Origin of the sequence: Gluconobacter frateurii (assembly GCF_002723955.1) — a bacterium.
GTDB classification, from domain to species: Bacteria; Pseudomonadota; Alphaproteobacteria; order Acetobacterales; family Acetobacteraceae; genus Gluconobacter; species Gluconobacter frateurii.
Genome location: NZ_BEWN01000002.1, coordinates 179274 through 197517, shown reverse-complemented (window position 1 = coordinate 197517; position 18244 = coordinate 179274). Strand labels below are relative to the sequence as shown.

General features: G+C 52.1%; 17 protein-coding genes and 1 riboswitch. Of the genes, 9 read left to right on the top strand and 8 right to left on the bottom strand.

Translation table 11 applies throughout. The features are described from left to right. Positions 1-8: 8 nt before the first annotated feature. Entirely contained in the window at positions 9-1148 is a 1140-nt protein-coding gene (locus GFR01_RS06350) for an efflux RND transporter periplasmic adaptor subunit (protein WP_099181759.1), read from the bottom strand. Positions 1149-1421: 273 nt separating this feature from the next. Then, a complete protein-coding gene (locus GFR01_RS06345; RefSeq protein ID WP_099181758.1) occupies positions 1422-2195 on the bottom strand; it encodes an OmpW/AlkL family protein in 774 nt (257 codons plus the stop codon). A 269-nt stretch (positions 2196-2464) separates the two neighbouring features. Between GFR01_RS06345 and GFR01_RS06340 the strand changes: the two genes are divergently transcribed. Next, positions 2465-3067, top strand: a complete 603-nt coding sequence (locus GFR01_RS06340) for a Crp/Fnr family transcriptional regulator (RefSeq protein WP_174694692.1) — start codon at positions 2465-2467, stop codon at positions 3065-3067. Between the two features lie 76 nt (positions 3068-3143). Beyond that, positions 3144-3596, top strand: a complete 453-nt coding sequence (locus GFR01_RS06335; RefSeq protein ID WP_099181756.1) for a hypothetical protein — start codon at positions 3144-3146, stop codon at positions 3594-3596. 45 nt (positions 3597-3641) lie between these two features. Here GFR01_RS06335 and GFR01_RS06330 read toward each other — a convergent pair whose 3' ends face one another. Then, positions 3642-5093: a cryptochrome/photolyase family protein gene (locus GFR01_RS06330; RefSeq protein WP_174694674.1), complete on the bottom strand. Its 1452-nt coding sequence runs from the start codon at positions 5091-5093 to the stop codon at positions 3642-3644. Between the two features lie 191 nt (positions 5094-5284). On the opposite strand from GFR01_RS06330, the gene GFR01_RS06325 reads away from it, so the two are divergent. The 7 genes from GFR01_RS06325 to GFR01_RS06295 all read left to right on the top strand — a co-directional run bounded on the left by GFR01_RS06325 (position 5285) and on the right by GFR01_RS06295 (position 12631). Then, positions 5285-5476 (top strand): entericidin A/B family lipoprotein, encoded by a 192-nt coding sequence (locus GFR01_RS06325; protein WP_063905064.1) that lies wholly within the window; start codon positions 5285-5287, stop codon positions 5474-5476. Positions 5477-5661: 185 nt separating this feature from the next. Then, positions 5662-5820, top strand: a riboswitch (FMN riboswitch). Positions 5821-5938: 118 nt separating this feature from the next. After that, entirely contained in the window at positions 5939-6973 is a 1035-nt protein-coding gene (gene ribD / locus GFR01_RS06320; RefSeq protein WP_174694673.1) for a bifunctional diaminohydroxyphosphoribosylaminopyrimidine deaminase/5-amino-6-(5-phosphoribosylamino)uracil reductase RibD, read from the top strand. Then, positions 6955-7593: a riboflavin synthase gene (locus GFR01_RS06315; RefSeq protein WP_099181753.1), complete on the top strand. Its 639-nt coding sequence runs from the start codon at positions 6955-6957 to the stop codon at positions 7591-7593. Before ribD ends, GFR01_RS06315 begins: the two co-directional genes overlap by 19 nt. Further along, the gene (gene ribB, locus GFR01_RS06310) at positions 7590-8843 is read left to right on the top strand and encodes a 3,4-dihydroxy-2-butanone-4-phosphate synthase (RefSeq protein ID WP_099181752.1); all 1254 of its coding nucleotides are present in this window, start codon (positions 7590-7592) and stop codon (positions 8841-8843) included. Before GFR01_RS06315 ends, ribB begins: the two co-directional genes overlap by 4 nt. Then, positions 8840-9316, top strand: coding sequence for a 6,7-dimethyl-8-ribityllumazine synthase (gene ribH / locus GFR01_RS06305; RefSeq protein ID WP_099181751.1), 477 nt, complete (start codon positions 8840-8842; stop codon positions 9314-9316). Before ribB ends, ribH begins: the two co-directional genes overlap by 4 nt. Positions 9317-9539: 223 nt before the next feature. Then, entirely contained in the window at positions 9540-11036 is a 1497-nt protein-coding gene (locus GFR01_RS06300; protein WP_099181750.1) for a glycosyltransferase family 2 protein, read from the top strand. 182 nt (positions 11037-11218) lie between these two features. Further along, positions 11219-12631, top strand: coding sequence for a glycosyltransferase family 61 protein (locus GFR01_RS06295; protein ID WP_167384224.1), 1413 nt, complete (start codon positions 11219-11221; stop codon positions 12629-12631). A gap of 58 nt (positions 12632-12689) precedes the next feature. Here the strand turns inward: GFR01_RS06295 and GFR01_RS06290 are convergent, their stop codons facing one another. From GFR01_RS06290 to pqqB, 5 genes are all read right to left on the bottom strand, one after another. After that, on the bottom strand, positions 12690-14708 hold the full coding sequence (locus GFR01_RS06290) for a hypothetical protein (RefSeq protein ID WP_244902216.1): 2019 nt from the start codon (positions 14706-14708) through the stop codon (positions 12690-12692). A 490-nt stretch (positions 14709-15198) separates the two neighbouring features. After that, the gene (pqqE, locus tag GFR01_RS06285) at positions 15199-16266 is read right to left on the bottom strand and encodes a pyrroloquinoline quinone biosynthesis protein PqqE (protein WP_099181747.1); all 1068 of its coding nucleotides are present in this window, start codon (positions 16264-16266) and stop codon (positions 15199-15201) included. Then, positions 16263-16538, bottom strand: coding sequence for a pyrroloquinoline quinone biosynthesis peptide chaperone PqqD (gene pqqD / locus GFR01_RS06280; RefSeq protein WP_099181746.1), 276 nt, complete (start codon positions 16536-16538; stop codon positions 16263-16265). The genes pqqE and pqqD overlap by 4 nt, the downstream gene beginning before the upstream one ends. Next, positions 16535-17254, bottom strand: a complete 720-nt coding sequence (pqqC, locus tag GFR01_RS06275) for a pyrroloquinoline-quinone synthase PqqC (RefSeq protein ID WP_099181745.1) — start codon at positions 17252-17254, stop codon at positions 16535-16537. Before pqqC ends, pqqD begins: the two co-directional genes overlap by 4 nt. Next, positions 17251-18165, bottom strand: coding sequence for a pyrroloquinoline quinone biosynthesis protein PqqB (gene pqqB, locus GFR01_RS06270; protein WP_099181744.1), 915 nt, complete (start codon positions 18163-18165; stop codon positions 17251-17253). Before pqqB ends, pqqC begins: the two co-directional genes overlap by 4 nt. Between the last annotated feature and the right edge of the window lie 79 nt (positions 18166-18244).

Here is an 18244-nt window from a genome sequence, read left to right as displayed (position 1 = left end):
CTGTCCGGTCAGTCGTCGTTCAACAGGATGGCGCCGCTTGTCACGACCCGCTCACCCGCTGAAAGACCAGACTGCACGCGAACATCATCGCCTTCATCATAGATAATCGTCACGACGCGTCTTTGGAAAACACGCGGAGACGTCTCAATGAAGACGGATACCTGATCGTTGTTCATCAACAGTGCAGATTTCGGTACCAAAATGGAGACTTCCGCGGGAATATTCAGCTTTGCCGAGGCAAAAAGGCCGGGCCGCAGAGTGCCATCCGAATTAGGGCAAACCACATAGGCGTTCACCCGCCGCGTATCTGGCTTGACGAGGGGGTCAAGGGTCGCCATCGGCCCCGCGCAGTGCCTTCCCGGCATTGCAGGGAAGGTTATATCCAGCGTGACATTACCCGCCAGATCATCAGTGCGATCTTCTGGTACTGCTGCCGCAACCCATACAGACGAAAGGTCCAGCAGGGTCATCTGAACAGCCGTTGAGTCAGTAATGTTTTCCCCGACAGCCATATTTGTTGTGGAGACGACACCATCAACAGGAGAAACCAACGGCACCTGTCCCTGAGCAGCGTAATCGGAACGTGCACCCAGAACCTGAAGCCGCTGATGTGTCCGCTGAGACTCTGCTTCTGCCTGCGCAAGATCATTTCGCGCAGATTCCAGGTCTTTTACCGCGTTCCCACCGGCTGCCAGAACGCCCCGGGCACGGTCATAGGCACGTTTGGCAAAGTCGAGTGCAGCCCGGGCGCGGCGATCGTCCGCCCAGGCCTGATCCAGATCGCTGGCAGCAATGGTTGCGAGAACCTGTCCACGGGAAACATGCTGACCAAGCTGAACGGCAACACTCATGATGCGGCCCGTGGCAGGGGCCAGCACATTCACCTGATGATCGGGAATGGGCACAACCTGAGCGGGCAGCACCATGGCAGTCGTATCGCGGGCCGATACAACGGGGGTTACAACCAGGCGCTTCTGAAGAGGGCTGCCATCCCTGACAACAATACTTCCGTTCTGTCGGGTCATCATGGGTGCATCAGGTGCAGCCACATGCGCTGGAGCAAACAGATGAGTTCTCAGAAAGAAACCAAGAAGAAGGACAAGAATCAGCAGGCCAACGGCCAGAGCGCTGACGCGCGCAACACGCATACTTTTTGAAAACCCCGTATCTGCTGGACAGCCTTTGCCGCGACGGCGGCAAAGGCGGAAAGCGCCCTGCTATTCCTGAACCCCGACGATTTCATGGCAGGAACAACATCCTACCACAGTCAGTCGGAACCACTAGAAGCTGAAAACTCGGATTTTCTAAAGCCTCTCCGCCACGTATTGCAAAAATTTTATGCTTCTGACTTAAAAATTACATGAAAAAAGCGGCTCATCCAAAGAATGAGCCGCTTTTTCATTCAATCTGAAAGCCTCAGATCAGAAACGATATTCGATACCTGCTGCAACCGTCGTCGGGTTCAGGCTGTCACGTGCGTGGATGTAGGGACCCGAAGCTCCGCCGCGCTCGTTGACGAAAGCAGGAACGGAGAGCCACATCTGCTTTGCATCGAAGTTGAAAAACCAGTTGCCGACGAGCTGATAGTCGAAGCCGATATTCGCGGCCGGCCCAACGGTCGTGCGAAGGTCAAGTTTCTGGACAGCGCCACCAGCCGGGCTGATGTTATGGAAGAACGCCAGCGTCAGGCCGACACCTGCATACGGGTTGAAACGCTTGTGCGGACGGAAATGCCAGGCGAGCGTCAGCGTTGGCGGCAGAACCCATGTGCTACCCAGATCAACCTTGCCCAGAGCTGTGTCTTCAGCGGCCAGTTCATGACGGGTGCTGGCTGCGATCAGATCAAGAGAGATATGATCCGTAAAGAAATACTCGAACGTGAATTCGGGAGCGACCTGATTGGTGGCTTTCACCCGCCCCCCGATCACCTTCACGCGAGAAGACGTGTCTTCAGGGATCACACCCAGAGCCGACAGACGGATCAGGAAGTCACCCTTGCCCAAACCGATCTTCGTGTTCGCGCAGGTTTCAAACAGGCCGCAATGACCCGAAGCTGGGGGCACGATATTAACCTGCGGAACGGGAGCCGTGGTCATCGGAGCAGAAACAGTGGCCTGCGGGGCTGTTGTCTGTGCAAAAGCAGGAGCAGCTACCAGACCCAGGGCAGCGACCAGCGCAAAAGCGGACGTCTTCATACGGGAGGTTCCATCAACAATAGTTGACCTCAGAAAGCACTCCTCCCCCCACCTCACCTTGACCTGGATCAAGTCTGGGGAATTATGTGTTATAGGTGTGGCTGCCAGAGGAAATGTTTCATGCCGGGAGAGAACAAACAGTCATGACATCGTCACGCATCCCGGAAGAAATTCATGACCGTTGCTCACACTGCATCGGGCGTGAACACAGTATCTGCCGTGCGATCGAAGACTGTGATCTGGCTATCCTCGCAAGCGAGTCTTCAAAAATGACCGTCCCGAATGGTCGATCATTTATAGAAGAAGGCTCTCCGGCTCATGATTTCTTTGTTGTAACCGGGGGACGTGTCAAAATTTTCACACTTCTTCCTGATGGACGCCGCCAAATTACCGGCTTTGCTGAAGGTGGCGATTTTCTGGGGCTGGCAGCCTCGAAAAGCTATGCATTTGGTGCAGAGGCGCTCGGCACTGCGGTTCTATGTCGCTTTCCCCATGCATCCATGCAGAGACTCACGGACCGCTTTCCCAATCTGGAGCATCGACTCAGACAGGAAGCGTCTCGGGAGCTGACTTTGATGCAGGCACGGATGACCCTCCTGGGTCGCAAGACAGCCCGGGAACGCCTTGCCACCTTCCTTATGGAACGTATCAAGCTTCTGGGGCCTATGTGTCAGGGCACTCCGCATCAGATCGAACTCGACCTCCCAATGTCCCGTACGGATATTGCCGATTATTTAGGACTCACTATTGAGACAGTCAGTCGAGTGTTGAGCGCCTTCAAACGTGAAGGCCTCATAGGCATTCGCGGCATTACACACATTACAATCATGCAACCTGAACGTGTTTCTGCCATCGCGGAAGGTCTCGAATAGTCCTGTCATCTCTGCAGGGCCACATTCCCGCCATGATGAACTGTTGTCTTCCTGCCAGACATTTACAGGAGACTTCATGAAATCCCGTTTTTTCTTCCGTTCCATGCTCGCCTTCAGTCTTCTGACGGGCTCCGCTGCTGTCATCTCTCAAGCCCATGCGGCTGACCCGGCTGCCGCCACGCAGAGCAGCACCAGCCAGAATGATTTCCTGGGAAATCTAACGCAGAAGGAAGATCGCGCCAATACGCGGCTTCAGAACTATCAGGCACAGTCCAAGGCTGCACAGGAACAGCGTACCCAGAAGATCCAGTCTCTGAAGGATCAGTACACGAATGCTCCGGCCAATCAGAAGGCGAGCATTCAGAAGCAGATCAACAATGAGCGTGACAAGCTGAACACGACGCGTACGGAACAGACCCAAAGACTTCAGACGCTGAAGAATGCGCCTCAGGAACAGAAGAACCGCCTGAACGCCCTCGGCAAGAAGAGCCGCAGCGACGCGAGCAATTTCCTGAACGGCGGTCTCTGAGACTTTCGTTGTCAGCCGGGCATTCTCCCGGCTGACAGTTCCAGCTTACAGACTTCTGAAAGCACCCATGGCCCGATCCCGGCCGTCTTTCAGATCCACGATCGGTCTTGGATACGTTCTCCCGAGCCTTACCCCTGCTCTCTCCAGTTCGTCCTCTTTCGCATTCCAAGGTTCGAACAGATCTTTGCCAGACAGTTTCTTAAGCTCCGGGACCCATTGGCGAATGTAATCCCCATCCGGATCAAATTTAACACCTTGGCGTGTCGGATTGAAAATGCGGAAAAATGGGGATGCGTCTATGCCTGTTCCAGCGACCCACTGCCAGTTCATGGCATTGCTCGCCCAATCTGCGTCCACAAGCGTATCGCGAAACCACGCTTCGCCCTGACGCCAGTCAATTAGCAGATGCTTCGTCAGGAACGATCCCACGATCATCCGGGCACGATTGTGCATCCACCCCGTCTTCCACAACTGACGCATTCCAGCATCCACGACCGGGACCCCCGTTCGCCCCTGTTGCCAGGCGATCAGATCCTTTTCGCTTGTTCGCCACGCCATCTTTCCGAATTTCTGACCTAGACTGACGTCAGGCAGACGCGGCTGATGAAAAAGCGTATATTTCGCAAACTCTCGCCATCCGATTTCAGACAGGAAGATACTCGCTCCTTCATCATGTACGCCTTTCTTCTGAATGGCTTCCCACACCTGACGGGGAGAAATGGCGCCAGAGGCAAGATAGGGCGACAGACGGGACGTTCCTTCCCGGCCCATTTCATCGCGGCCTTTACCGTACCGGACGCAATCATGCCGGAGGAAGTCTTCGAGATGCTCGTGTGCTTCCTTTTCCCCAGGCTCCCAAGTGGCGCGCAAACCAGATGCCCAGTCCGGGTGGGCGGGGAGAAGAGTTGCCTCATCAAGACGGTATTTGCTCAGGAGGTCATCGGGCAGAGGGGAGAACGACAGATGCGCAGGAGGATCAAGAGGTTCCGGCACATCCTGTTTCTGAAAGGCTTTCCAGAACGCCGTGAAGACCTGGTAAAATCGTCCTTCCTTTGTTTGCACCAGCGTTGGATCAAGCAGAACTGTTCCCCAGAATGCGTCTGAAGGGGTGCCTTGTTTATTCAAAGTGGATGCGATCCGCTCATCCTGCTCGCGCTCTTTCTGGTGTAGCCGATGATGCCAGTAGACGCCTTCTGCACCTGTGTCTTTAGCCAGTTGTGGAATCAGCTTTTCTGCCGACCCTTTGAGCGTCAGAAGTGTGCCGTGATGTCGATTTAGAGTGTTTCTCAGTTCTGACAGCGCCCCATGCAGCCACCATCGCGAGGCACTGCCAAGGGCATGGAGAGCAGGCGTCTCATCGTCCAGAACATAAACGCAAATCAAAGGGCGTCCTGTGGCGGTAGCTGCCTGGAGTGCTGGATGATCACTGAACCGCAGGTCCTCCCGGAACCAGACAATGACAGGTGAAGCGGAAGTTTGGTGACCTTTGGCAGACATCTGGCCCTCGTTGCTATGATATGAAGGAAATAGCGTCTGACAGACCGATTTGTTCATAAGCTTATGATTCTGACCCGAAATTTATGTTTCATTTTGAAACATTTCAGTCATACAAAATCCTTACCCTCAATGAACTTTCCACTCAGGATAGCGTTTCGATACCGAACGCTCTTTCGAAGGAGTTATACCTAATGTCCATCAAGTCCATCGCCCGTGTTGCACTGTCCCTGACGCTGCTGTCCGGTGCTGCCGTTTCGCTTTCGGCCTGCAACACTGTTCATGGTGCTGGCCAGGACGTGAGTGCTGTGGGTCACAACGTGTCCCGCGGTGCTAACGCAACGCAGGATGCTATCCAGCGTCACACGGATACATCCACGCACTGATCTTCTTTCGTTCAGACGAACAGATCGATGGATCAACCGCCGGGGAGCTTTCTCCGGCGGTTTTTTCATGCCTGAAATCCGCACCAACAAGATCACAAAATGTGAGGCTTGAGGGGTTTTTAACCCATCTTGGTGTGATTCCACTTGTAATCTGTAATTTCCCGGTCTCATATCCCAGTCTGAACAGACGTTCTCGGGGCGGGGTGAAACTCCCCACCGGCGGTATTGATAGGTTTTAATCTATTTGAGCCCGCGAGCGCCTTCTTCCTTCCCGGAAGGAGGGTCAAGCAGATCTGGTGAGACTCCAGAGCCGACGGTCATAGTCCGGATGAGAGAGAACGCAGCACTTGCCCGATGTCGGGTAGGGAGAAGTGTGCATTGTACACTGTCCCTGCGCTCATCATCGGTTAAGGGCAGCGTGCGCCCTGCGGACGTCCCTGATTGGGACCGAAGACCGCAGCCTTGTTGAAACAGACCGCCTTTTCCGCATCTTCAAATCTTGCTCCGATCCGGGACGGCTTTCGTGTGATCATTGCTCACGCGGTAGACACGCTCGGGGCGACCTCACCCAATCCTTCTGTTGGTTGTGCGTTGCTGGATGGCGAAGGCCGTATCCTGACGGTTGGCGTTCATCCGAAAGCTGGCCAGCCACATGCCGAAGCCATGGCGCTTGCGCAGGCGCGGGATGCCGGCGTGCTCAACCAGGTCCGAACGGCGCTTGTGACGCTGGAGCCCTGCAACCACACGGGCCGGACACCGCCATGCAGCGAGGCCCTGCGCAATAGCCCCGTTGAACATGTCTGGATCGGAGTTGCAGATCCTACCCCCCAGGCCGCCGGGGGAGCTGCACGTCTTCAGGAAATGCCGGGAGGATGTGATGTCACGTTTCTGGAGGATGTTCCGGAACTGGCCGATCTTCATCGCGATTGTCGTGCGCTACTGGCCCCGTTCCAGAGCCGCGTAATGCGTCATCGGCCCTGGATCAGCGTGAAGCAGGCTTTGGATCATAACGGCTCCATGATCCCCCCGGTCGGTCAGACAACTTTTACGTCCGAGGCATCCCTGACACTAGCGCACAGACTTCGTCGCGCAACGGACGCCATCATCACGGGTGTTGGCACCGTTCTTGCGGACAAGCCACGCTTCACCGTGCGTCGGGTTCCAGACCATGCCAATCGCGCCAGACGCCTGCTGGTGGTGTGCGACCGTCACGGACGCCTTCCGGCGGACTGGAAAGCCGAAATGGAACAGTCAGGGTTCGATGTTCTGACGAGCACGGACCTTCTGGCTGTCTCGTCCATGCTGGCAGATCGCGGCGTGAACTGGGCCATGGTGGAAGCTGGACCGGCTCTTCTGAAAACTGTGTCGAATGCTGGTCTCTGGGATGACTGGCTGACCATTCGCAAGGATGGCGACACCGATCACATCACACTTCAATCGCGGGACGAGAGCCCGCTTAGACTGCTGAGGGAAAACGCATGTTCTCTGGAATCGTAGAGCGTCTGGGCACTGTCCGTTCCGTCTCCCTCCGGGACAAGGCCATGGATCTGACCATCGAGACGGGCTTTCCGGATCTGGAACTCGGCGAAAGCGTCGCGATCAATGGTGTTTGCCTGACAGTCGAGACGTTCGATGCCACCGGTCTAGCGACGTTCCACCTGAGTGGCGAAACGTTATCCCGTACGCCGCTGGATCAGCTCAAGGCCGGTTCGAAGGTCAATCTCGAGCGTGCCGTTGCAGCCAGCACACGCCTTTCCGGGCATATCGTGCAGGGACATGTTGATAATGTCGCGACCCTCGCCAGTGTTCAGAGAGCTGGCGATTCCTATGCCCTACGCGTCTTTGTCCCGCAGGATCTGCGCCAGTACGTCGTGGAGAAAGGGTCCATCACCTTTGATGGTATCAGCCTGACGGTCAACGAACTGCATGACGGAATTATTCGGGGAAACCAGACGGGGTTCGAGGTGGGTCTGACCATCATCCCCCATACCTGGGATCACACAAACCTCTCTTCCCTGGAGATCGACACCCGGATGAACGTGGAGGTCGATGTGCTGTCCAAGTACGTCGAAAACCTGCTGCGCTTCTCCCCTACGCTTGGAAAGGTTGCATCATGAAGCCATCGCTGAAAGCCGCCATTGAGGCCATCCGCGCAGGCGGAATGGTCGTCATGGTCGATGACGAAAACCGCGAAAATGAGGGTGATCTGGTCATGGCGGCACAGTTCGCCACGCCGGAAGCCATCAACTTCATGGTGCGCGAAGCCCGGGGACTGGTCTGCCTTCCACTGGAAGCCGAGCAGGTTGATCGTCTGGGTTTACCCCCTATGGTCAGCAAAAACCGGGACCCGCGCGGCACGGCGTTCACGGTTTCCATCGAGGCCGCCACAGGCGTCACGACAGGCATTTCCGCCGCGGATCGTGCACGGACAATCGTGGTTGCTGCCAATGCGAATGCGACAGCTGAAGATGTGATTTCTCCCGGTCACATCTTTCCCCTCCGCGCTCACCCCGAAGGTGTGGTTGCACGCAATGGGCACACGGAAGGCTCGATCGACATCGCGCGCCTTGCGGGGCTCGAACCAGCCGGCGTGATCTGTGAAATCATGGCAGATGACGGCAGCATGATGCGCCTGCCGGAATTGCGCCGGTATGCAGCAAAACATGGTCTGCCGATTGTCAGCATCGCGGATCTTCAGGAATGGTGCCGTGAGCATGGTCGTGGTGCCGTCAACGATGCCCAGCTGATCAGCACTCCCATTCCCGCTACTGGGGAAATGATTGCGGCTTCGGCTCTGCCAAGCATTTTTGGCGGCCATGATCTGCGCATTCATGCTTTCCGGGCCGTTGATGGCGTGGAGCATGTGGCGCTCGTGAAGGGTGATCCGTCCAAAGGGGTGCCGCTTGTCCGTCTGCATTCTGAATGCGTGACGGGTGATGCACTTGGCTCATTGCGTTGCGACTGCGGCGCACAGCTTCGGGAAGCATTGGAACGTATTTCTGCTGCGGAGTCCGGCGTGCTGGTCTATCTGCGGGGCCATGAGGGCCGAGGCATCGGCTTGGCCAACAAGATCCGCGCCTACGAATTACAGGATGCCGGCATGGACACCGTTGAAGCCAACGAAGCTCTCGGTCTGCCTGCCGACGCGCGGGAATGGGATGCCGCCGCCGATCTGCTCCGGCATCTGGGCGTGACCTCCCTGCGCCTTCTGACAAACAACCCGGACAAGGAATCGAACCTCGTCCGCTTCGGTTTTGATGTTCAGTCCCGCGAACGGCTGGAAATCGAAGCCAACCCTTTCAACAGAGCCTATCTTGCCACCAAGCGGACGCGGATGGGTCATTTTCTTCAGGAACAGCCCGCATGAGCAAGCATATCCCCGTCGCCCCGGACCTGCGTCTTTCGCCGGCACCGAAAATGGCCATCGTTGTCAGCCGCTTCAACACGGAGATTACAGGCGGTCTGAAGAATGGCGCGCTTGAGTGGATGGAAGAGCGTGGCATTACGGATGTGGACGTTTACGACGCTCCTGGCGCGTTCGAACTGCCACTTCTGGCGCAAAAGCTGGCGAAGTCCGGTAAGTACGAAGGTGTGATCTGCCTTGGCTGCGTCATCAAGGGAGACACGGCGCATTTCGAGTTCATTTCCTTAGGTGCGACCATCGGCATCATGCAGGCCCAGCTTGCAACAGAAGTGCCGATCGCTTTTGGTATCCTGACAACTTACACGGAATCTCAAGCTATAGCACGCTCACGTGAAGATGCGGAAAACAAAGGGCGAGAAGCTGCAGCTGCGTGCATAGAAAGCATTGATTTCTTACGGAAAATTTCAAATAATTAGCGCATGAAGAAGACCATAGATGCGACTGTATTTGTGGTCTTTTTTAGTTTTATTTTATTTGGATTTATTGGGGTAGAATTTTTTTTGTTATTTCATTTTCTAAAAAATCGTAAACGCTCGCCGGATTGCAGTGAGAAAAAAACCATATTATTGTAAGCGAACCCGAAGGTATTGCCGTAGTGAAACTGCCAAAAGCTTCACTATGGATCAAGGAAGTTAAGCAATGTCAGAACGCCTAGCCCTCGCTGTATTTGTCAAAAACGAAGAGCGAGATATCGCATGGTGGTTAGGATGGCACATCGCCCTTGGGTTCACGACGATCTGCGTTTACGATGACGACTCAACGGACAGAACGGCCGACATTGTCAAAGCGGCGGCCAAGTCATTTGACGTCCGGCTTGAAACATCTGAAAAATCCATCCGCTTCAATCACCGTCAGAAATTCACTTACGAAAAAGCTATTTCAGACGCCAAAAATAAGTTCGATTGGTTGATGTTCTTGGATTCTGACGAATACCTAGACCTAGGCGAAGAGCAGGATCTGTCGGCTTTTCTCAAAAAATTTCCCGAGGCTTCTGCTATTGCCATAAACTGGTGCTGTTTCGGAAGCAGCGGTTATATAACCCGGCCGCCCAATTCATCTCCTTTTGAATCCTATATCCGCGGGTCCCATCCTGATTCTCTCGACGCGAACAAGATTGTAAAATCCATTTTCCGGCTCGACAGAACAAGCAGTCGCTACATCAACCCACATCACTTTGATGTTGAGGGTTTATATGTTTCTTCAGATGGCACGGAAATGCAGTGGGATGCTGTTCATCCGGAAAGAACGCAGAGCTACCCCTCTTGGGCGAACGCGCGTGTTCGCCATTATGCCTGCCGAAGTCTGGCAGACTTTCTCGACAAAGTAGAGCGACGGAGCGACATTCGAGACGCGCCAACTCCGATGAATTATTTTAAAGATTTTGACATCAACGAAACGCTGGATCCGCCAGCAGATGATTTCCTGCTCCGTGTCAGAAAAATTGTTCGTCAGATTCGCCAGAATTACGAACTTTCAATCTATTCCGAAATAAAGAAAAAACAGCCTTGGAAGCCTTATGCTGGTACGGTTGACTTTCAGGTGTATGAGATAAGGTCCATTCACTCTTCAAAAGCCAGCCTAGATCGAAAAAGTGGTAATCTGGTCAGTATAACTGAAGAGGCAGACAGTGAACGCTATACGCCTGTTTATGGTATTATCGTGGAAGATGACCCGACAACGCTTTATCTGACATGCGTCTCACAAAGCGACTTTATTCACATTCCATTTGACGACCGCTTCGGGACAATTATTCCTTTGAAGATTGAAGCCGCAGAGGGCGACAATTTTAATGTGGGGTTACGCAATCCTCATTCAGGACGCTCAATCTGCTGGTTCGCTCCCGATTCCCAAACGCAGTGTGGAGAAGTGCAGTGTAATCGTCAGTGGATTCATGCTTGGGAACAAATTCATTTTCATCGCCTAGATGTATTCCCCGAAGAAATTAACGAAACTGTTGCAAAGCTAACCAGATTTTCTCAGCCACAATCCTATTCAGAACACATTCAAGCAGAAGAAAGTGATGCAGCATTCGCATTTCTCTCTTCCCGATCCCAAGAAGAACAAATTACATGGGCGAAGGAATTTAATATAACACTTCCAAAATGGATGGAAAATTCTCCAAAAATTACTCTCTAAACCATCAATTTGGTTCCACATAAATAGTGTTGTATCAAAAATTATTGCTCCAGATGCAGCGCTATTTATGTTTGTAAATATACAAATTTTGATAGCCATATTCTTTATATGTAATATAATTTGTCCAACATAAACTTTCTCATAGAGAAAATTCAAAGGGAATGACTATGTTCTCGGAAGCCATGAAATGCAAAAGTAACTCTAAGGACAACCAAGATTACACAATTGAAGGTCTTCCGGATATTAGAGTGGTTCCAAATGCCTTATATTTACCCAAAAATCCTCACCGGGACCAAGGGTATTTCGGCATATTTGATAGATACGGAAGATTGGTCAACGAATGCTCAATGTTCTGGCATAAAGACAATATTCTCAGCTCTCACCCCAGAGAAACAAAAATTTCTCAACTTTGGGATTATCATGAAATAGATTCTGCTGTTTATTGTGGATACATTGGCCTACATTACGGACACGTTCTTTTAGATTTTGTATCAAGATTGTGGTTTATAAAACAAAACCTTCTACTTCCCAAAAAATACTTAATCCATTCACACTATACAAAAGAAGAAATACTATCAAAAAGTTGGTTTTGTGAGCTTATAGCCCTTATTGGAATAGATCCAAACGATATCATCTTATTTGATATTCCAATAAAAATAAAAACTCTATATGCTCCTAATCCTGGATGTGAAGCTGACAGCTATGTCTACACAGGATTTACAGATTTCTGTAACCAAGTGGGAGATGATGCAATCCAAGGAATAGATAAAATAGATTATCCTGTTTATCTTTCCAGAAGAAAACTTTCTTATGGGTCTCTATGCCTCGATAACGAAGATTACATTGTCGATTATCTTATCCAGCGTGGTGTAAAAGAAATATTTCCAGAACGACTTTCGATTCGTGAGCAGATATCCATATTTTCTGGAAAATATCCTGTATTAGGAATTTCTGGATCAGCCTTTCATACAAGTGTTTTCAGTCGAAAACCCAAAGCAGTTGGAATACATTTCGGCCCTGCACTTACAGAAACTTTTTTTGCTATTGATCGGGCCAATCACGCTGACATCGATTATTTTTATGCGAAACACATGCATTCCGTCGAACCAAGCAGGCCAGGTTTCCCAAGAACTATAAAAATAGAAAATCCAGAAAAATTTATGTCCGAGGTTTTTGAATGCTGGGAAATAAAGGTAAAAAATATTCCCGTCTCCAGTGAGAAAAAATCTTCCCTACAAGGGGACGAATTTTTTATACAAGACCATGCTGCTAAGTGGATCAAAATCATGAAGCATAATGGTGAAATTGTGTCGGATTCTTCATTTGGGGAAGACCGCATAAGTTGTATGGCAAAAATCATTCAGAATGAGAACGGTGCATTTATCATGGCCGATCACTCAATTGGCTTTCCTATATTTGCTGCCGATAAAGCTGATGGACAGCGCTCTATCGCAGTCAAAATCGACGGTGCCCATATTATGCTAGATGATGGTAGGTACCTGAGAAGCCCTGCAATTGGGGACTATACGCCCGTTGATTTCACGGGAAATTCTCCTTCATCTTGGGAAAAATTCACACTCCATCCTACAAAATAAATGATCCCGTAACACAATCGAGGGGATGTAATTTATCCCCTCGATTTAAACCTCTGAATTAATTTACTAGTACTCCGTTCTGACTATCAGTCCATTTAGATGCTGAAGCATGCCAATAAGCCAAAACACCCGAAATTCCATTTAGTTTACAATCAGCACACCAAACCTGAGCACCATCAGTAGAACCGCTAGAAGGAAGAGAATCGAGATTGTACGTACCAACATTTAGTCTTCCATTAGTCACTGTATCTCCCGTAACTTTTAGACTTTCTAATATCGTATTCGCATCGACGTAATATGTACCGTTAAATCCGTTTTTGGGCGAAACAACAGTGTGAATTTCCGCACCGGATGAAGTACTCGCATTTACAAGATATTCATAGCCAATCAAAGCACCTTGGTTATCTTGGAATCCAAATGCCTTATTGGGTCCAACAACAATATTATTATCTGCAAGGATACCCCCTTCAACATGAAGGGTTTGCGCTCCTTGCGCACCTGAATTAATTTCAGACGTACCGGAAGGTAAATTAAACGCAACATTCATTTGATAACTGTTATTTGCGAACATATATGCAGCACGAGAACCATTTTCGTCTGTTGTGTATAAGGACTTTCCGGTGCCAGGAATAATGTCTCCGCCCGCTATTATCTGACCGTTCGCATCAAAGTAGGAACATGTATTATATCCGCATAATCCAATTCCGTTTTTTGCACTCTGCGGATTAAGTTCGATATGTTCCTGAATGGTGCCTAATTCGCCACGTTTGCCTCCCACAGAAACACCGTAAGAGACAGTTTCATTCCGAAAATCTGTCCCCGAACCATCTGACGCGAACCGTGATGTCCAGATCGTCGGGCGGATATACATATATGGCCCGAACGTATTTGATCCCGTATTGGTCGATTGAGCAAAAGACGCCATCACGGCCGTCGTATTGCCGCCACTAACATCCAGAGAAGGCCCTGCTAAAGGTGCAACATACAGCGGATCGGATTGGACAGCTGTTGTATACCACTCAGGAGCCATCACAATCTCATTTGCCGTCCCCCCCGCAAGACTAAGGTTGTAGCTTCCATTTGCGGGTCGCGCGCCCCCGTAGGTGATTGTCAGCCCATTAATAGCGCGTCGAGCAGCATCATTTCCTCCCCACAAATCAATTTCGTTACCCTCACACTGGCGAGACAGCGTATCCTCTTCCGTAGTGAGGCAAGCAACAGTCTGATTCATATTGAATTTTTTATTAGCTAATCCAATAAAAACTGCCGGATTCTTATAAGTCCAAGTGGGGCTATCAGAAGCTGAGTCAATAATATCGCCAGTATTTGTTCCTGGAGCTGTAGCGACTGTCTCTGAACTACTCTCTGTTCTCCATCCAGACTGCCGAGAAAAAGGATCGCTAACAACACTTAAAACTGTAGATGTTGAAGAGCTGGACCATGATTGGATGTAACCATAATACAAATTAGGAATGAAAACCGACCCTTTATCGATATCTCCATTCCAGTTTTTCCAGAAACTCCCGCCGTTTGCATTCCCGCCTGGCGCGTCATAATTGGCATACACGCGCATCCATTGGCGAAGCAATCTAATTTGCGCAGCGTTCAAAGCAGGCGTCACAGTAATGGATGTTCCGCTCAACTGAACGGTTCGAGCAAGTCCATCCCCCCCTGCGAGACTGTCTACAATGTCCTGTCCCAAGCGAAGGCGCGGGGGCGAAATCTGTGTACCCACAAAAAGGGAAATTGCATCATCATTCCCCGCACCGTTTCGTGCCGTTCCTTGATCACCTACGGTATCATAAATTGCAGCAAGGGCGCCCCCCGCATCACTCATGGACCAAGGAGAGCCTGTGACTTTCAGATAACCATCATCATGATCTTCATGACCGCCAATCAGCGTTACATTGGGATAGACAAAAGGATCCCCGTTATTCCATCCGGACGAAAAGCTGGGCCGAGCAGTATAGTTCTGCCAAGCCGACAGCCATCCCGCACCAATATAAGAATGCGCAATTACGGAGCTAACTGTATTGATTGGGGCAACAACGCTGCCATTTGCATCCAAGCCAGCCACACCGTTTGCAACATTTGTCTGGGCCGTTGAAAGAAAATTACATGCAAGTGGTGCTCCGAGATCTGTGGTACCACATGTTTCAGCCACTACCGTCGTAGGCACCCATTGCCCGTTAGCGTTTTTGTAGCTTTCGACCAGGGGCTTGTTCTGACTATTCAGAGCACTCGTCACAAGTACGGACCTAACAACTCCCGTAGAACTCTTATAAGTCGCTGGGATATCCCCTGCGAGGCTACAAGCTGGCCACGAAACCAAAGCAGCAAGTGTAATTTGCGAAATATATTTCAAGATAGGAAACTCCCAGCTCCTGAACGTGTCCGCCCATAAAAAAAACCGTCACAAGTGACGGTTTTCAATCTAGAACAGACCTCGGAAATACGCAGGATTTTTATTAAATTTCATGTGCATTTAAGCATAATTAGAATGCTAGCATGATAGTTAAAGTGCTTACCAAAAAGAGCGACCAAAAGCAATCCGGATGTCCTTTTTGTTACATTCTTCGGTAAACAAAGTCTTCTACAGTATTTGTATAAAGCGCCTGCTCCACCTTCTCATGAAAAGGAGATCGGCTGCATACCGGATCCATATTGGCGGCATCCCCTGTTAGGGCCAGAGCCTGACAACGGCATCCACCCCAATCGATTTCCCGGCGGTCACACGCCCTGCAGGCTTCCGGCATCCACTCTGTTCCCCGAAACATGTTGAACAGACGAGAGTTGTTCCAGATTTCTGCCAGAGATTCATCCCGGACATTCGGAAACGTCACGTTCGGAATGATTTCTGCTGCATGGCACGGTAGAACCCGGCCAGATGGCGAGATATTCACGAACCTCTGGCCCCACCCTCCCATGCAGGGCTTGGGCCTGTCTGCGTGATAATCAGGCGTCACATAATCAATGGCCAGACCACCTTTGGCGCGCTCGGCCTCAACGGCCCGCGTAGATTCTTCAAGCTGCTCGCGGCTAGGTAAAAGAGCATCGCGGTTCTTCAGGCCCCAGCCATAATATTGGGTATGCGCAATTTCGACACGGCCAGCTTTCAGCTCACGGGCCAGCTCAAACATCTGCGGAATCCGGGCCACATTTTCCCGATGGACGACGAAGTTCAACGTCATCGGAATACCGGAAGCCTGAATCAGTCGGGCCGCCTTCAATTTGCGCTCCTGCGCCCCTTTCAGGCCGCCGATGCGCTCAGCGCCTTCTTCCGTGACATCCTGAAATGAAAGCTGGATATGATCCAGACCCGCTTTATCCAGAGCATCCAGTTTGTTGGCATCCAGCAGAACACCGGATGTGATGAGATTGGTGTAAAGGTTCAGCTTCCTCGCCAACGTAACCAGTTCAACCAGATCCGGCCGCGCCATTGGCTCTCCACCGGAAAAATGGACTTGCAGAACGCCCATCTCCGCTGCCTGTTCAAGCACCCGCCGCCATCCAGCCGTATCGAGTTCCGCCGATTTGCGTTCAAGATCCAGAGGATTAGAGCAATAGGGGCACGCAAGCGGGCAACGATGGGTCAGCTCGGCCAGAAGGCTCATCGGAGGCTGGGGCAGGGTCATGCGCGAAGAACGCCCTTTTCCGTCAAATCAGAAAGAAGCGCGAGAACATCCGCGGAGATGACCTCACGCGGGGCGGAGAACTGTCCTGTCAGCGTCTCAATGATACTGCTAACAGTCCGTTCCCCGTCCACGAGACCCAGGATATGTGGGGCGGCACCTTCGATAATAAAAGCCTTCTCGGGAGCCTGGACGAGCCAGAGATCCCGGACGAGGTCCTGTTGAAGGCGATGACCGCGCGCAAAAGACAGCACGGTGTCTTCCGTCACACTCATGGGACAAAAGCGCCCGGCGGAATATGGTCTTCCACATACGCATAATCCAGCGCATCCAGCATGGACCACAGAACGGAACACTTGAACTCCAGAGCGCCCAGAACTTCACGCTGCTGTTCCGGTGTACGGGCATTTTCCCGAACATAAGCCAGTGCAAAATCGGAATCTCGAGGAGCCTGCGTGAGACGCGGCGTGAAATAGGCCAGCGTTTCTTCAGAAATGAAGTCGTAGTGACGCAGCATCCCCGAGACACGTTCGCTGATGATCGTTGGGGAAAACAGCTCGGTCAGGGACGAGGCAATGGCAGCCAGAATGGACTGGTCGCGCACAAAATTCACATACGCATCCACGGCAAAGCGCGTCGCGGGCAACAAGCCATCGGTGCTCTCCACATAGTCCCGATCAAGACCCAGACCATCCGTGAGTACGAGCCAGCGCGCGACACCACCTGTTCCCGGCTCCGTACCGTCATGATCCTCGATACGGCGACGCCATTCGCGACGCAGTTCGGCGGTCGGTAGGCGAGCAAGGAGCGTGGCGTCCTTGGCCGGGATCTTGGCCTGATAATAGTAGCGATTCAGCGCCCAGGCCTGAACCTGCTGCTTCGTCAGCAGACCGTCATGCAGCTTGCGGTGGAATGGATGACGGTTGTGATAGCGCTCAGCCCCGATCTGGCGGAGGCGGCCTTCGAGCTGGTCAGGAGTCAGAAGTGTCATGGTGTTTCCAGTCTGAAAGTCATGCCGTCTTCGGACACGGTCCACCCCGCGTTCTCGACGTCTTTGCGTTCCGGACTGTCTTCCATCAGAACCGGGTTCGAGTTGTTGATGTGAATCAAGACCTTACGCGGTTTTGAACAGGACGCGAAACACTCGACGGGTCCACCACTGTCCCGTACCGAAACATGCCCCATACGCTGACCCGTTTTCGGACTCAGGCCCGCACGGATCATTTCATCGTCGCGCCAGAGTGTTCCATCGAAAAACAGCAAATCCGCCTGAGAGGCACGTTCGATGATGTCTGGTGTGATGTGGGCACAGCCGGGGATGAAAAGAACCGTTTGCGTTCCATCCGTGATCGAGACACCCAGCGTTTCATCAGGGCGCGAACCTTCAGATTCAGCATAGAGCGGGGCTTTCCCCGGAACCGCGAAGGCCGTCAGCGTCAGGCCAGACGGGGTGCCATCTTTCAGATTCAGGGCTGTCGGCGTGTCCAGCTTCAGAGCCACACGCGGGACAATCGCAGGGTCAAGCGCGCCGAAGATGGGATTGGCAGCCAGTTGGTCAAGTGTGGACTCGCTGCCCATTACCGTGAAAGGCTCACGCTCGCGCAGGGTTAGCAGGCCCGTGATGGCGTCAATTTCGCCGCAGGTCAGGATGACGCTCTGGATCGGCGTGCCACGAAGACTGCCCTGATGGTGCAGGGCTGGCGTCTCGATGATCTGCTGTCGCAGGTCCGGGGAGGCGTTGAGAACAAACCAATGTTCTCCATCAGCACTTACGGCAATGGAGGCCTGAGTACGAGGGCGTGCGCCCTGTCGCGTGCGGGCGGCAACACACCCGGGCGCTGCGGAGTTCCATTGAGGGAATCCACCGCCGGCCGCGGAGCCGAGCACGATGACATCAATCATTTTTCAGAAAACCGTCTGGTAGGCGTCAACAGAAAAACGGCCGCCCCTGTGGGAGGCGGCCGCCATTTTTCCCGAGAAG

Bases quoted from the DNA above. Each gene is read 5' to 3' on its own strand.
- GFR01_RS06315 (WP_099181753.1), top strand. From the start codon at position 6,955: ATGTTCTCTGGAATCGTAGAGCGTCTGGGCACTGTCCGTTCCGTCTCC.
- GFR01_RS06330 (WP_174694674.1), bottom strand. From the start codon at position 5,093: ATGTCTGCCAAAGGTCACCAAACTTCCGCTTCACCTGTCATTGTCTGG.
- GFR01_RS06345 (WP_099181758.1), bottom strand. From the start codon at position 2,195: ATGAAGACGTCCGCTTTTGCGCTGGTCGCTGCCCTGGGTCTGGTAGCT.
- GFR01_RS06300 (WP_099181750.1), top strand. From the start codon at position 9,540: ATGTCAGAACGCCTAGCCCTCGCTGTATTTGTCAAAAACGAAGAGCGA.
- pqqD (WP_099181746.1), bottom strand. From the start codon at position 16,538: ATGAGTGTGACGGAAGACACCGTGCTGTCTTTTGCGCGCGGTCATCGC.
- pqqE (WP_099181747.1), bottom strand. From the start codon at position 16,266: ATGACCCTGCCCCAGCCTCCGATGAGCCTTCTGGCCGAGCTGACCCAT.
- GFR01_RS06335 (WP_099181756.1), top strand. From the start codon at position 3,144: ATGAAATCCCGTTTTTTCTTCCGTTCCATGCTCGCCTTCAGTCTTCTG.
- ribH (WP_099181751.1), top strand. From the start codon at position 8,840: ATGAGCAAGCATATCCCCGTCGCCCCGGACCTGCGTCTTTCGCCGGCA.
- GFR01_RS06295 (WP_167384224.1), top strand. From the start codon at position 11,219: ATGAAATGCAAAAGTAACTCTAAGGACAACCAAGATTACACAATTGAA.
- pqqB (WP_099181744.1), bottom strand. From the start codon at position 18,165: ATGATTGATGTCATCGTGCTCGGCTCCGCGGCCGGCGGTGGATTCCCT.
- GFR01_RS06350 (WP_099181759.1), bottom strand. From the start codon at position 1,148: ATGCGTGTTGCGCGCGTCAGCGCTCTGGCCGTTGGCCTGCTGATTCTT.
- GFR01_RS06340 (WP_174694692.1), top strand. From the start codon at position 2,465: ATGACCGTCCCGAATGGTCGATCATTTATAGAAGAAGGCTCTCCGGCT.
- ribB (WP_099181752.1), top strand. From the start codon at position 7,590: ATGAAGCCATCGCTGAAAGCCGCCATTGAGGCCATCCGCGCAGGCGGA.
- pqqC (WP_099181745.1), bottom strand. From the start codon at position 17,254: ATGACACTTCTGACTCCTGACCAGCTCGAAGGCCGCCTCCGCCAGATC.
- GFR01_RS06325 (WP_063905064.1), top strand. From the start codon at position 5,285: ATGTCCATCAAGTCCATCGCCCGTGTTGCACTGTCCCTGACGCTGCTG.